We start from the raw sequence: 13201 nt of genomic DNA, 5'->3' as shown, positions 1-13201 counted from the left end.
CGCGCCTGGCGACGCGGTAATCCGCGGGCGACCCGCCGCAGGCCTTAGCGCAGGTTGTGCGGCCTGGCGGCCACTCACGCGCTCAGTAGGTGGTAGCCGATCTCCGCGGCCGCGGCCTGAGCGATCGACCAGACAAGAGGATGGGTGAGAGGTCGGGAGAAGGCCGGCATGGCGGGCAGTGAATCCGCTGCGGCATTCCACAGCACGGTGTTGGGGCGCCCGGTCAGGGTTGACGGTGCGTAGAGGCCGTCAATGTCGGGCCAGCTGGTGTAGATGGCGCGGGCCCAGCGCCGGCAGGTGGATCGTGGGGCAGCCAGCAGGGTGGTCGAAGCGCCGTTGCGCAGAAGCCAGGTGCCCGATAGCTCGAGCAGTCGCAGTGGGCGTTGGGGTTGCCAGCCGGTGAGGGCTGGTGCGCCGGCACGAGTATCGATCAGCCGTGTTATTTGGTAGGCCTCGGCCAAGCTAGTTGCGATATCGAACGCGGCGTATAGGACGCCCTCGGCGTGAACCGCCGGTTTGGTGCTGGGATGTGGGTCCCAGCGCATCGACGGCAAAGGCCCGTATGTGCGCAGTGTGTTCCACGCCAAAACGTGTTCACCCTTGGTTCGATGAATACGCCACAGAGTTGCGGCGGTGGTCACGACGTCGTGGGGTTCCCGGGTGAGCGACTGCGGTGGAGTGCGCGGCGCCGTAGGTAGCGGTCGAGGGCTCACCAGCGGTTGAGATCCCCGACGAACCCGGCGATGAGCTGGGGGTCGCCGCCGGCGGCGAGGTAGTCGATGGGTGTCTGGCCGTCGAAGTCCGGTTGCGGGGTGCGCATGAACGCTTCGAGCGCCGCCGGGGTGACGTCACGCGGTATCGCCGGGACGATGATCTCCAGGCCGGGTAGCAGTGCCGTATCGAGGAACTGCCAGCGGGGGATTCGTCGCTGGCCGTGAATGTCGAAGGCCCATATCGTCTTGCCGGTGATTCGGCGCGAGACGCGGGACCTGTCGACGCGCAGGAGTTCCGCGGCTTCCTTCGTGCTGATCGAGCCGGCAACAGCGTTGGCCAACGCCTGCACAGCGAGGCGGGCCCGGGTCTGGCGCTCGCCATTAGCGGACCAGTCTCGGATGACGATTTCTGCGCCGGGGCCGCCGTGGGTGGCGAGGAAGTCGACTTCGGGTGCGGACAGTGTTGCTGCGCCGGCTCCTGGGATGGCTGCGAAGGTGGCATCCATTTCGCCGAGAACCTCTTCGCTGGTGAGGTCGATCTGATACCTCGCCAGCAACGCGTCCAATTCAACGGGGGCACCCATGAGCACAGGCTAGCACTGATGTGCTGGTATGTGCGCCATGTGGATTCCTGCCCACAATCCGGGGGCGGGAACAAATCCCGCGACGCGCCCGTTGACCACTTCGACAAGTTGAGTCATAAGCGCTCAAGTCTGGGTTGACAGCCAAGCCGTCCAAGGAGCATCCTTGAGCGCAGTCCGCTCAGACTAGGGATATCGTCTACCAGGGAGGAACCACAATGGCTCGTGCGGTCGGAATCGACCTCGGGACCACCAACTCGTGCGTCGCAGTGCTGGAGGGCGGCGACCCCGTCGTCGTAGCCAACTCGGAGGGCTCGCGCACCACCCCATCGGTCGTCGCGTTCGCCCGCAACGGCGAAGTGCTGGTCGGCCAGCCCGCCAAGAACCAGGCGGTCACCAACGTCGACCGCACCATCCGCTCGGTCAAGCGCCACATCGGCACCGACTGGAAAGTCGAGATCGACGGCAAGGACTACACCTCGCAGGAGATCAGCGCCCGGGTGTTGATGAAGCTCAAGCGCGACGCGGAGGCCTACCTCGGTGAGGACATCACCGACGCGGTCATCACCGTGCCGGCCTACTTCAACGACGCCCAGCGCCAGGCCACCAAGGAAGCCGGCCAGATCGCCGGCCTGAACGTGCTGCGCATCGTCAACGAGCCGACCGCGGCCGCGCTGGCCTACGGCCTGGACAAGGGGCACAAAGAACAGACCATCCTGGTGTTCGACCTCGGCGGCGGCACCTTCGACGTCTCCCTGCTGGAGATCGGCGAGGGCGTCGTCGAGGTGCGGGCCACCTCCGGTGACAACCACCTCGGTGGCGACGACTGGGACGACCGTGTCGTCGACTGGCTGGTCGATAAGTTCAAGGGCACCTCGGGCATCGACCTGACCAAGGACAAGATGGCCATGCAGCGGCTGCGTGAAGCGGCCGAAAAGGCCAAGATCGAGCTGTCGAGCTCGCAGAGCACCTCGATCAACCTGCCCTACATCACCGTCGACGCCGACAAGAACCCGCTGTTCCTCGACGAGCAGCTGACCCGTTCGGAGTTCCAGAAGATCACCCAGGATCTGCTGGACCGCACCCGCAAGCCGTTCCAGTCGGTGATCAAGGACGCCGGTATCTCGGTGTCGGAGATCGACCACGTGGTGCTGGTGGGTGGCTCCACCCGCATGCCCGCGGTCACCGAACTGGTCAAGGAACTGACCGGTGGCCAGGAGCCCAACAAGGGTGTCAACCCCGACGAGGTTGTCGCCGTGGGCGCCGCGCTGCAGGCCGGTGTCCTCAAGGGCGAGGTGAAAGACGTTCTGCTGCTTGACGTCACCCCGCTGTCGCTTGGTATTGAGACCAAGGGCGGCGTGATGACCAAGCTGATCGAACGCAACACCACCATCCCTACGAAGCGCAGCGAGACCTTCACCACCGCCGACGACAACCAGCCGTCGGTGCAGATCCAGGTTTTCCAGGGTGAGCGCGAGATCGCCTCGCACAACAAGCTGCTCGGCTCCTTCGAGCTCACCGGTATCCCGCCGGCCCCGCGCGGTGTCCCGCAGATCGAGGTCACCTTCGACATCGACGCCAACGGCATCGTGCACGTCACCGCCAAGGACAAGGGCACCGGCAAGGAGAACACGATCAAGATCCAGGAGGGCTCCGGCCTTTCCCAGGAGGAGATCGACCGGATGATCAAGGACGCCGAGGCGCACGCCGAGGAGGACCGCAAGCGTCGCGAAGAGGCCGACGTCCGCAACCAGGCCGAGTCGCTGGTCTACCAGACGGAGAAGTTCGTCGCTGAACAGAGGGGCGCAGCGTCCGAGTCCGGTGGCTCGAAGGTCCCCGAGGACACCCTCGCCAAGGTCGACGCAGCCATCGGCGATGCCAAGAAGGCGTTGGACGGCACCGACATCGGCGCCATCAAGTCCGCCATGGAGAAGCTCGGCGTCGAGTCGCAAGCGCTGGGCCAGGCGATCTACGAGGCCACCCAGGCCGAGCAGAGCGCCAGTGACGCCGGCGGGCCATCCGGTGGCGACGACGACGTCGTGGACGCAGAGGTGGTCGATGACGGAGACACCAAGTGAGCTCCGAGGGTTCAGCGAACTCGTCCGATCTCCCTCCGGAGACCATCACCGTCACTGACAAGCGGCGCATCGACCCGGAAACCGGTGAGGTGCGGGAGAGTTCTTCCGGGCCGGCCCCTAGTGGGCCGGCACCGGAGGAGCCGGCCGCCAGCGACAACCAAGACGCCCAAGTCGACCAGGTCGCCGAGCTGACCGCGGACCTGCAGCGGGTGCAGGCGGACTTCGCCAACTACCGCAAGCGGGCGTTGCGCGACCAGCAAGGCGTAGCGGACCGGGCCAAGGCCGCAGTGGTGACCGAATTGCTCGGAATCCTCGACGACCTGGACCGCGCCCGCAGTCACGGCGACCTGGAATCGGGTCCGCTGAAATCGGTGGCGGACAAGCTGACCGGTGCGCTCACCGGAATGGGACTGACATCGTTCGGCGCCGAGGGCGACGAGTTCGACCCGTCGCTGCACGAGGCGGTCCAGCATGAGGGCGACGGGACACACTCGGTGATCGGCACCGTCCTGCGGCAGGGCTACAAGCTCGGTGAGCAGGTGCTGCGGCACGCGATGGTCGGGGTGGTCGACACCGTCCCAGGCGCCGCAGCCGACGGCGCGGTTGTCGACGGTGACACTGCTGAAGAGAATTGACAGGTAAGGAGGTGACGCGTCATGGCTCAGCGTGAATGGGTCGAAAAGGACTTCTACAAGGAGTTGGGCGTCTCCTCCGACGCCAGCGAGAAAGAGATCAAGAGCGCCTACCGCAAGTTGGCCTCCGAACTGCATCCGGACCGCAACCCGAACAACCCGACCGCCGCCGACCGCTTCAAGGCGGTGTCCGAGGCCTACAGCGTGTTGTCCGACGAGGCCAAGCGCAAGGAGTACGACGAGACCCGGCGACTGTTCGCCGGCGGCGGCTTCGGGCGGCGATTCAACGGCGGCAGCGGATTCGGTGGCGGCAACTTCGATCGGTTCTCCACCGGCGGCGACGGCACCGAATTCAACCTCAACGACCTGTTCGGCGCGGCCGGACAGACCGGCGGGGCCAACATCGGTGATCTCTTCGGCGGCCTGTTCGGACGCGGTGCGCAGCAACGGCCCAGCCGGCCGCGGCGGGGCAACGACCTGGAAACCGACTCCGAGCTCAGTTTCCTGGAGGCCACCAAGGGCGTGGAGATGCCGTTGCGGCTGACCAGTGCCGCACCGTGCACCAACTGTCACGGTAGCGGCGCCCGGCCCGGCACCAGCCCCCGAGTGTGCTCGTCCTGCAACGGATCCGGGGTTATCAGCAGTAATCAGGGCGCTTTCGGGTTCTCGGAGCCGTGTACCGACTGCCGTGGCAGCGGATCGATCATCGAGCACCCGTGTTCGGAGTGCAAGGGAACCGGACGGGCGGCCCGAACCCGCACCATCAATGTGCGGATTCCCCCCGGTGTCGAAGACGGCCAACGGATTCGGCTGGCGGGCCAAGGAGAGGCCGGCCTGCGCGGCGCGCCGTCGGGCGACCTTTATGTGACGGTGCGAGTGCGCCCGGACAAGGTCTTCGGGCGCGACGGGGACGACCTGACTGTCACCATCCCGGTGAGCTTCTCCGAGCTTGCTCTGGGTACCACGCTCTCCGTCCCGACACTGGACGGCAAAGTCGGTGTGCGGGTGCCGAAGGGCACCGCCGACGGCCGGATTCTTCGGGTGCGCGGTCGCGGTGTGCCCAAGCGCGGCGGCGGTAGCGGCGACCTGCTGGTCACCGTAAAGGTCGCGGTCCCACCGAATCTGGAGGGCCAGGCGCAAGAGGCGCTCGAGGCGTACGCGGCAGCGGAGCAAGCCAGCGGATTCGACCCGCGGGCCGGATGGGCGGGTAATCGCTCGTGAGTAAATCGGACAATGCCCGCACCTTCCTGATCTCGGTGGCCGCCGAGCTGGCTGGTATGCACGCCCAGACGTTGCGGACTTATGACCGGATCGGTTTGGTGAGTCCGCAGCGCAGCTCCGGCGGCGGACGCCGCTACTCCGAGAGAGACGTCGACCTGCTGCGCGAGGTGCAGCGGCTGTCGCACGACGAGGGTGTCAACCTCGCCGGCATCAAGCGGATCATTGAGCTGACCAACCAGGTCGAGGCGCTGCAATCGCGGGTCAAGGAGATGACGGCGGAGCTGGAGATGTTGCGCGCCAACCAGCGTCGCGAGATCGCGGTGGTGCCCAAGAGCACCGCCGTGGTGGTCTGGCAGCCGCGCCGCTGATTTTCGCTCGCGCCCTCTTTTCTCGCGAGCAGACACAGAATCGCACTCAAACCGCTGCGCTAGTGCGATTCTGTGTCTGCTCGCGGGGGGTGGGCGACCCCGGGGGGTGGGTGACCCGCAGCGAGAACTCTGCCACGCCGGGCTGTCCCAAACGGGCCACCGCGTAGCCGCCGCGGCGAAGCGCGTCGGTAGGTGCGGCCATCGGCTCGAAACAGACCACCGCTTCGGCGGCCGGCGCATAGATCTGCGCCGCCGGATAGCCTTGGTCGAACCGCACCTCGACGCGGCGACCGCCGCCGGAGACGGCGAACACCGCTCCAGGTGCCACCTCGTCGAAACCGTGGTCGAACACCTTGTCGCCCAATAATTCTGCCGACGCCGGATGAGGCTCGAGTGCACCGGTCGGGATGTTGTGTGCGTCAACGATCCGAGACCGCATGGTCGGGGTCTCGATGAGCCATTGCGACCGGGGCGCGCCGGGAAGCTGAAGATAGGGGTGAAAGCCGAAGCACAGCGGCACTACCGTATCGCCGGTGGCAGTGACCGTGGTGCGCACCGTCAGGGTGCGATCTGCCAGCGTGATAGCCAACTCCAGTAGGTGCGGGAACGGGAACGTCGCCAGCAGATCCGGGCGGGCCCCGAAGTCGAGTTCCGCGGTCAACGCCGATGGCGATCGCGCGCTCACCCGCCAACCGGCATCGCCGGCCAGGGTGCCGTGGATCGGGGCGCCGTGTTCGTCGGCGTGCACCCCGCCGAACCCAGGAGTAAGCGTTGCCTGCGTAGCGCCTACCTGGTAGTCGTTGCCGCTCAAGCGATTCGCCCACGGATATAACAGCGGAATGCCCATGGTCTTGTGCTCGGCGACGTAGGCGGTGATACCCCGGCGCTGGCCGAGCAGTTCCACGCCGTCATCGCACAGCGACGTCCCGATCATGCCCGCGCCCGGGACGAACGTCGCCGCCAGCGACGACGACGGATCAGTCAACACGCAGGGCTCGAGATCAGTCACTTCTTACTCCGACAAGGGGTCGTGTTGAATACGTTCTGGTGGAGCTCCTTTGGCGATGAGGGCTGCCACGGTAGCTCGCGTCATCGCCGGCCCGCCACAGACCAGTATCTGGCGGTCACCCCAGCTGCCGTAGCGGGTGACCACCTCCGCCAGTCGTCCTGTCTGACGTAGATGCAAGCCGCGCGGCGGGGTCACGTCGGGATAGTCGGCGGCCCAGTCCGGATCGGCCGCGTACTCCGACACCGGGGTCACCGACAGCCACGGGTTGTGTGCGGCGATCTGCCACAGGGTGGGCAGATCGTAGAGCTCGCAGGGATAGCGGCCTCCGAAGAACAGGTGTACCCGCGGATTCACGCCCCAGCGGGTCAGGTCCATGATGATCGCCCGTAGCGGCGCCAGGCCGGTACTTCCGGCCACCATCAGCACGTCACCGGCGTCGCGATCGACATGCAGGCCGCCGTGCGGGCTGGACAGTCGCCATCGGTCACCAGGCCGGGCTTCGTTGACGATCGCGGTGCTGACCAGGCCGGCGGGGACCGCCCGGACGTGAAATTCGATGGCCCCGGTTTCGTCGGCGGGCATGCTCGGGCTCAAGTAGCGCCACGATCGCGGGCACTGCGGCACCTCGACTTTGACGTATTGGCCCGGGTGATAGGGCAGCGGTTGGTCCAGCTGGATCCGGACGACGGCGAGGTCGCGGGAGACCCGTAGGTGTTCAACGACGGTGCCGTCCCACCATGCCGGTCCTTCTTCGGCATCGGCGGCCCCGCCCATCACCCCGATGATCAGATTCAGCGCCGCGCGGGCGGCGTCGTCGACGGCCGCTGTCCAGCTGTCGGCCAACTCGTCATGCAGGGTGGCCAGAAGAACTTGGCCTATGACGTTGTAATGGCGTTGCGTCACACCGTATTTGCGGTGGTCACGGCCCAATTGGGCCAAAAGCGCTACGGGTTCCTGCGCCCGTTGGGCGATGAATTCGCCGAGCACCCAGCTCATGGCATGCGCGAACGCGGCCCGCTGGGTGGTCAGGTCGGCGGGGAACAGGTCACGCACCGACGGGTCGGTGCCGAACCATCGGGTGAAGAACCGGGCGACTACGCCGGAACCGTCGGGCGGCACGGCAAACGCGTCATGCAGCACGCGCAGCGCGTCGCGATCGTCCAGTCCCACGGCCGCGATCTTAATGCTGGCCGGCGGCGACGCCGGCTATAGCGCGTGAATCCCGTTGTAGACCACCATCGCACCAATGAGTACCAGGACGACGGCGGTCAGCGCGGCGTGCTGCTGTTCCATCCAGTTCTTGAGCCGGTTCAGCGCTGGGTCCAGTCGGTCGCTGGCCGCCAGATATCCCAGAATGGGGATCAGCACCGAGGACGCGGCGAGCGCGACGAAGAATATGGCCGCCGGCCAACTGTCCTCGCTGCGCAGTCCAGCGCTGCCGATGGCCAGCCCGGCCGCTGCACACATGAACAGCACTTCCGGCCGGATCACAGCCAGTGCCGCGGCCGTCAGGCCAGCGCGCAGCGGGGACATCGCGGTGAATGAGCGCATCCAGCGCGGCATCTCGCCGTGGCCGTGGCGGGTCGCCCACCGGTAGACGCCGAACGCGATCAGCACCGCACCGACGACAATGCGCAACCACGATGCCCAGGTCGGCGGCGTCGTATGTAGGCCGCCCAGCAGTCCAGATACGGCGATGAAGGCGGCGGTCAGTGCAGCCAGGCCCACCAGCCAACCGAGGAGGAAGGCCAGTCCGGTCTCGCGTGGGCGTGCGGTGTGCAGCACCAGTACTGCCGGGATGACGGTGATCGGAGAGAGCGCCACCACCAGCGCGAGGGGGATCAACGCGGTCCACACCGAAGCCAGGCTGGTCGTCATAGCAGCACCGTAGCCGACTGGATGGCACGGACTGGGTGACGCATAGCGCCACCATTGCTAGGTACCTATACGGGGTATAGGTTCATAGGAATGCTACGAAAGGCTGCCATGTCACCCACGTCAGAATGCCGCGACCGGCCCCGCTGGCGCAGGCCCACTGGACGCCGACTCGGGACGGCGGGAGTTGTTGCCGCGCTGACCTGCACGCTGGCCTGTTGCCTGCCGGCGATCCTGGTGGCGCTTGGCGTCGGCGCGTCGGCCGCGGCCGGTGCGGGACACGCCGGGCACGGTACCGGCGGATCTTCGGGGTGGCTTGCCGCTCTGCTCGACGAGCTGCACCGAATCAGTCCTGTTCTACTGATCGTGTCGATCGTGCTCGTCACGGTGGCGTTCGCGCTGCGTCGTCGCGCGGCAGCATTGCCGGCGCTGCTTGCCGGTGTGGTGCTCTACCTCAGCGTGCACGGGCAGGGCGATCCCGCCGTGATGTATGCAGGGATGGCGCTCGGCTACGGCGCCTGGATCGCGTTGTACCTGTGGACACGTCCAAGGCGCGGTGCCGGCTCATGTCCGAATTCAACTCTGTGACGGGCTTGCCGCACTCAGCCCGGTTCGCACTAGACCGGCTGCGAACCTCACCAGTTCGGCACGGCTGACGCGCAGTCGGCCATCGGCCCAGTCGAGAACCAGCGCGGTCAGGGCTCCAGACAGTGCGCTGGCACTCATGACTCGTGCGGCGGTGACGGGAGGCGAATCGTCGACGCCGGATGGGCCTATCAGCGAGCTCAGTAAGGCGGGCAGGACATCGGCGCGATGATCGGCCAGCAGAGGGCTGGACTGCGGCTCGCGCAACAGGATCCGCAATCGGCGCGGATCCTCTTCAAAATAGGCTGCCGCGCGGTCGAGGGCCGCGCTGATCGGCGCGGCTTTGCCTGCGACACCGGCCATGGCTGCAAGCAGCTCTGCATTGCACTGGTCGTACACGGCCAGGATCAGCTCGTCTGTGTCACTGAAGCTTTCATAGAAGTAACGAAGGCTGAGCCCGGCGTCGCGGCACGCTGCGCGCATGGTGACCCCGGCCGTGCCTCCGGTGCCCAGCAGCTCCACCCCCGCCTCGATCAACTGGGTCCGACGGGCCTGGGACCGGGCATCGTGGGTCTGGCCGCGCCACACCCGCGGCGCCCGTTCGCCACCCATGCGAACCTCCGAATCGTGGGGAAGCTTGAGGATACGTTCCCGCGCCTGCTTACATAGAGGAATCAGGTGATTCTAGTTGGCCGGAAGGTTGGGATATGTTCGACGAAGCGCGATTTCGGGAGGCTATCGCCAAGCCGAGGCTGCGCCAGCCGTTGCCGGAATATCTTCCCGGCAACCGAGCTGGCGGGAAGGTGAAGGTGCTCACCGAGTCTGAGCTCAGCACCATGACCCAGCAATGGTTCGTCGACCTGGACCGCAAGATCGCCCACTACGCCGACCGTGGGATCGACGTGGCTTTCGCGGCCGAGTGGGCCAAGAAGTATTGGTGGAGTTGGCTGATGCGGGACATGTCGCTCAATCACGAGCTCTATACCCCGGACCTGCGCTACAAGGACCCCACCACGTTCGGCCGGATCATCGTGGGGCTCGAGGAATTCGAGCGCTACAACTTCTCGTTCCTCGACGCCATCCCGGACTGGCGCTACGACCCGCTGCCCGGGCAGGTGTATTTCGACGTCACCCCGGAGGGTGAGACCCGGATCGTCGTTCGCTACATCGGCAGCGGGCACTTCAGCGGTACTCTGCGCTTCTATCCCTACGACGAGTCGGCCCCGGCGATCCACGGCGTCGGCACCTTCGTGCAGTGCACCGCGGTCGACCGCTACCACTTCAACGCCGACGGACTGATGTACGAGGGGGAGACGCTGTTCGACCTGCTCGATGCCACCCAGTCGGCCGGCGTGCTGCCATCGGATGACAGTTGGCTGTTCCGGGCGCTGATGGGCGCCTCCCGGCTGCCCCGGCTGATGCAGAACGCCCGCCGGATGCTGCGTCTGGGTTGACGCGGACGGCTGCTCGGCAAGAAAAATAGACTTGAGCGGAACAGACTCAACCTTGACGACGTTGGACAACACGACAAGCATTTTTGGCGGGGCCTTCTCGGCCCGCTCTGACCCCGAATGGAGGTGTCGTGGACTCGTTCAACCCGACCACCAAGACGCAGGCAGCTCTGACCGCGGCTTTGCAGACGGCTACCGCCGCCGGCAACCCTGAAATCCGGCCCGCCCATCTGCTGCAGGCCTTGCTGACCCAGAACGACGGGATCGCTGCGCCGCTGCTGGAGGCGGTCGGTGTGAACCCGGCGACGGTCCGCAATGAAACCCAGCGCCTGATCGATCTGGCGCCGCAGGTCACCAGCTCCAACGCGCAGCCGCAGTTGTCCCGCGACTCGCTGGCCGCGATCACCGTCGCCCAGCAACTCGCGACCGAGATGGACGACGAGTACGTCTCCACCGAGCACCTGATGGTGGGCCTGGCCACCGGCGACTCCGATGTCGCCAAGCTACTGACCGGTCACGGGGCTTCGCCGCAGGCGCTGCAGGAGGCGTTCGTCAAGGTGCGCGGCAGTGCACGGGTCACCAGCCCCGACCCCGAGGCCAGCTACCAGGCGTTGGAGAAGTACTCGACCGATCTGACCGCGCGAGCCCGCGAGGGCAAGCTGGACCCGGTGATCGGCCGTGACACCGAGATCCGCCGAGTGGTACAGGTTTTGAGCCGGCGCACCAAGAACAACCCGGTGCTCATCGGTGAGCCCGGCGTCGGCAAGACCGCGATCGTCGAGGGCCTGGCCCAGCGCATCGTCGCCGGCGACGTCCCCGACAGCCTGCGCGACAAGACCGTCGTGAGTCTGGACCTGGGTTCGATGGTGGCCGGCGCCAAGTACCGCGGCGAGTTCGAGGAACGCCTCAAGGCCGTCCTGGACGAGATCAAGGACTCCGCCGGGCAGATCATCACGTTCATCGATGAGCTGCACACCATTGTCGGCGCCGGTGCCACCGGCGAGGGCGCGATGGACGCCGGCAACATGATCAAGCCGATGCTGGCCCGCGGCGAACTGCGGCTGGTGGGTGCCACCACGCTGGAGGAGTACCGCAAGTACATCGAGAAGGACGCCGCCCTGGAGCGTCGTTTCCAGCAGGTCTACGTCGGCGAACCGTCGGCCGAGGACACCATCGGCATCCTGCGTGGACTCAAGGACCGCTACGAAGTGCACCACGGGGTGCGCATCACCGACTCGGCGTTGGTGGCCGCAGCCACCTTGAGCGACCGCTACATCACCGCGCGGTTCCTGCCGGACAAGGCCATTGACCTCGTCGACGAGGCGGCGTCGCGGCTGCGGATGGAGATCGACTCCCGACCGGTGGAGATCGACGAGGTCGAGCGGCTGGTGCGTCGGCTCGAGATCGAAGAGATGGCGCTGAGCAAGGAAGAAGACGCCGCCTCCAAGGATCGACTGGTCAAGCTGCGCGCGGAACTGGCCGACCACAAAGAGAAGTTGGCGGAACTCACCACCCGGTGGCAGAACGAGAAGGGCGCCATCGACATCGTCCGTGAGCTCAAGGAGCAGCTGGAAACGCTGCGCGGCGAATCTGACCGGGCCGAACGCGACGGCGACCTGGCCAAGGCCGCCGAGCTGCGCTACGGCCGCATTCCCGAGGTGGAGAAGAAACTCGAAGCGGCATTGCCCAATGCGCAGGCTCGCGAAGACGTCATGCTCAAGGAAGAGGTCGGACCCGACGACATCGCCGACGTGGTGAGCGCCTGGACCGGAATCCCGGCCGGAAGGCTGCTGGAAGGCGAGACCGCCAAACTGCTGCGCATGGAAGACGAGCTCGGCAAGCGAGTGGTCGGACAGCGCAAGCCGGTGCAGGCGGTCTCCGATGCCGTACGGCGCAGCCGGGCCGGGGTCGCCGACCCCAACCGGCCCACGGGCTCCTTCCTGTTCCTGGGGCCCACCGGCGTCGGCAAGACCGAGCTGGCCAAGGCACTGGCCGACTTCCTGTTCGACGACGAACGGGCCATGGTCCGCATCGACATGAGCGAGTACGGCGAGAAGCACTCGGTGGCCCGCCTGGTCGGTGCGCCCCCCGGCTACATCGGCTACGACCAGGGCGGTCAGCTGACCGAGGCGGTGCGCCGCCGGCCCTACACCGTGGTGCTGTTCGACGAAGTGGAAAAGGCCCACCCGGACGTCTTCGACGTGCTGCTGCAGGTCCTCGACGAGGGCCGGCTCACCGACGGCCAGGGCCGCACCGTGGACTTCCGCAACACCATCCTGATCCTGACCTCGAACCTGGGGTCCGGTGGCACCGAGGAGCAGGTGATGGCCGCGGTGCGGGCGGCGTTCAAACCGGAGTTCATCAACCGGCTCGACGATGTGCTGATCTTCGAGGGCCTGGACCCCGAGGAACTGGTGCAGATCGTCGACATCCAGCTGCAGCAGTTGGCCAAGCGGCTGGCGCAGCGACGGCTGACCATCGAGGTGTCGTTGGAGGCCAAGAAGTGGCTGGCCCAGCGCGGATTCGACCCGGTCTACGGGGCGCGGCCACTGCGCCGGTTGATCCAACAAGCCATCGGCGACCAGCTGGCCAAGATGTTGCTGGCCGGCGAGGTGCACGACGGTGACATCGTGCCGATCAACATCAGCGCGGACGGCGAGTCGCTGGTCCTGGGCTGAGATTTCCCTC

The 13201-nt window shown here is 66.5% G+C and carries 13 protein-coding genes; 7 read left to right on the top strand and 6 right to left on the bottom strand.

The genetic code is table 11. From position 1 onward, the window contains the following. Positions 1–74 precede the first annotated feature (74 nt). Together NM962_06675 and NM962_06670 are read right to left on the bottom strand one after the other, a co-directional pair. Entirely contained in the window at positions 75–641 is a 567-nt protein-coding gene (locus NM962_06675; protein ID UVO13760.1) for an RES family NAD+ phosphorylase, read from the bottom strand. Positions 642–709: 68 nt separating this feature from the next. Continuing rightward, positions 710–1297, bottom strand: a complete 588-nt coding sequence (locus NM962_06670; protein ID UVO13759.1) for a DUF2384 domain-containing protein — start codon at positions 1295–1297, stop codon at positions 710–712. A gap of 215 nt (positions 1298–1512) precedes the next feature. Here NM962_06670 and dnaK point away from each other — a divergent pair, with 215 nt between their 5' ends. Genes dnaK through NM962_06650 form a run of 4 tightly spaced genes read left to right on the top strand, consistent with a single transcriptional unit; the run spans position 1513 to position 5593 of the window. Then, positions 1513–3372, top strand: coding sequence for a molecular chaperone DnaK (gene dnaK / locus NM962_06665; GenBank protein ID UVO13758.1), 1860 nt, complete (start codon positions 1513–1515; stop codon positions 3370–3372). Next, positions 3369–4007, top strand: a complete 639-nt coding sequence (gene grpE / locus NM962_06660) for a nucleotide exchange factor GrpE (protein ID UVO13757.1) — start codon at positions 3369–3371, stop codon at positions 4005–4007. Before dnaK ends, grpE begins: the two co-directional genes overlap by 4 nt. Before the next feature lie 21 nt (positions 4008–4028). Then, a complete protein-coding gene (dnaJ, locus tag NM962_06655) occupies positions 4029–5225 on the top strand; it encodes a molecular chaperone DnaJ (protein UVO13756.1) in 1197 nt (398 codons plus the stop codon). A gap of 56 nt (positions 5226–5281) precedes the next feature. Then, positions 5282–5593: a MerR family transcriptional regulator gene (locus NM962_06650; protein UVO14583.1), complete on the top strand. Its 312-nt coding sequence runs from the start codon at positions 5282–5284 to the stop codon at positions 5591–5593. Between the two features lie 46 nt (positions 5594–5639). On the opposite strand, the gene NM962_06645 is transcribed toward NM962_06650, so the two are convergent. From NM962_06645 to NM962_06635, 3 genes are read right to left on the bottom strand one after another with little or no spacing between them, the layout of a single operon-like run. Further along, positions 5640–6602, bottom strand: coding sequence for an aldose 1-epimerase (locus NM962_06645; protein UVO13755.1), 963 nt, complete (start codon positions 6600–6602; stop codon positions 5640–5642). A 3-nt stretch (positions 6603–6605) separates the two neighbouring features. After that, on the bottom strand, positions 6606–7772 hold the full coding sequence (locus NM962_06640) for an FAD-binding oxidoreductase (protein ID UVO13754.1): 1167 nt from the start codon (positions 7770–7772) through the stop codon (positions 6606–6608). A 36-nt stretch (positions 7773–7808) separates the two neighbouring features. Further along, positions 7809–8480, bottom strand: a complete 672-nt coding sequence (locus NM962_06635) for a GAP family protein (protein ID UVO13753.1) — start codon at positions 8478–8480, stop codon at positions 7809–7811. A gap of 108 nt (positions 8481–8588) precedes the next feature. Here NM962_06635 and NM962_06630 point away from each other — a divergent pair, with 108 nt between their 5' ends. Next, entirely contained in the window at positions 8589–9065 is a 477-nt protein-coding gene (locus tag NM962_06630) for a hypothetical protein (protein ID UVO13752.1), read from the top strand. On the opposite strand, the gene NM962_06625 is transcribed toward NM962_06630, so the two are convergent. After that, the gene (locus tag NM962_06625; protein ID UVO13751.1) at positions 9054–9584 is read right to left on the bottom strand and encodes a TetR/AcrR family transcriptional regulator; all 531 of its coding nucleotides are present in this window, start codon (positions 9582–9584) and stop codon (positions 9054–9056) included. The genes NM962_06630 and NM962_06625 overlap by 12 nt on opposite strands. Positions 9585–9769: 185 nt before the next feature. On the opposite strand from NM962_06625, the gene NM962_06620 reads away from it, so the two are divergent. Together NM962_06620 and clpB are read left to right on the top strand one after the other, a co-directional pair. Further along, on the top strand, positions 9770–10516 hold the full coding sequence (locus tag NM962_06620; protein ID UVO13750.1) for a nuclear transport factor 2 family protein: 747 nt from the start codon (positions 9770–9772) through the stop codon (positions 10514–10516). A 128-nt stretch (positions 10517–10644) separates the two neighbouring features. Continuing rightward, positions 10645–13191 carry an ATP-dependent chaperone ClpB gene (gene clpB, locus NM962_06615; protein UVO13749.1) on the top strand — a complete coding sequence of 849 codons (2547 nt, stop codon included), beginning with the start codon at positions 10645–10647 and terminating at the stop codon, positions 13189–13191. Positions 13192–13201 lie beyond the last annotated feature (10 nt).

It is taken from the genome of Mycobacterium sp. SVM_VP21, from assembly GCA_024758765.1.
Classification (GTDB): Bacteria; Actinomycetota; Actinomycetes; order Mycobacteriales; family Mycobacteriaceae; genus Mycobacterium; species Mycobacterium heraklionense_C.
The sequence above is the reverse complement of the archived record's forward strand: the minus strand, read 5'-3'. Positions and strand labels throughout refer to the sequence as shown.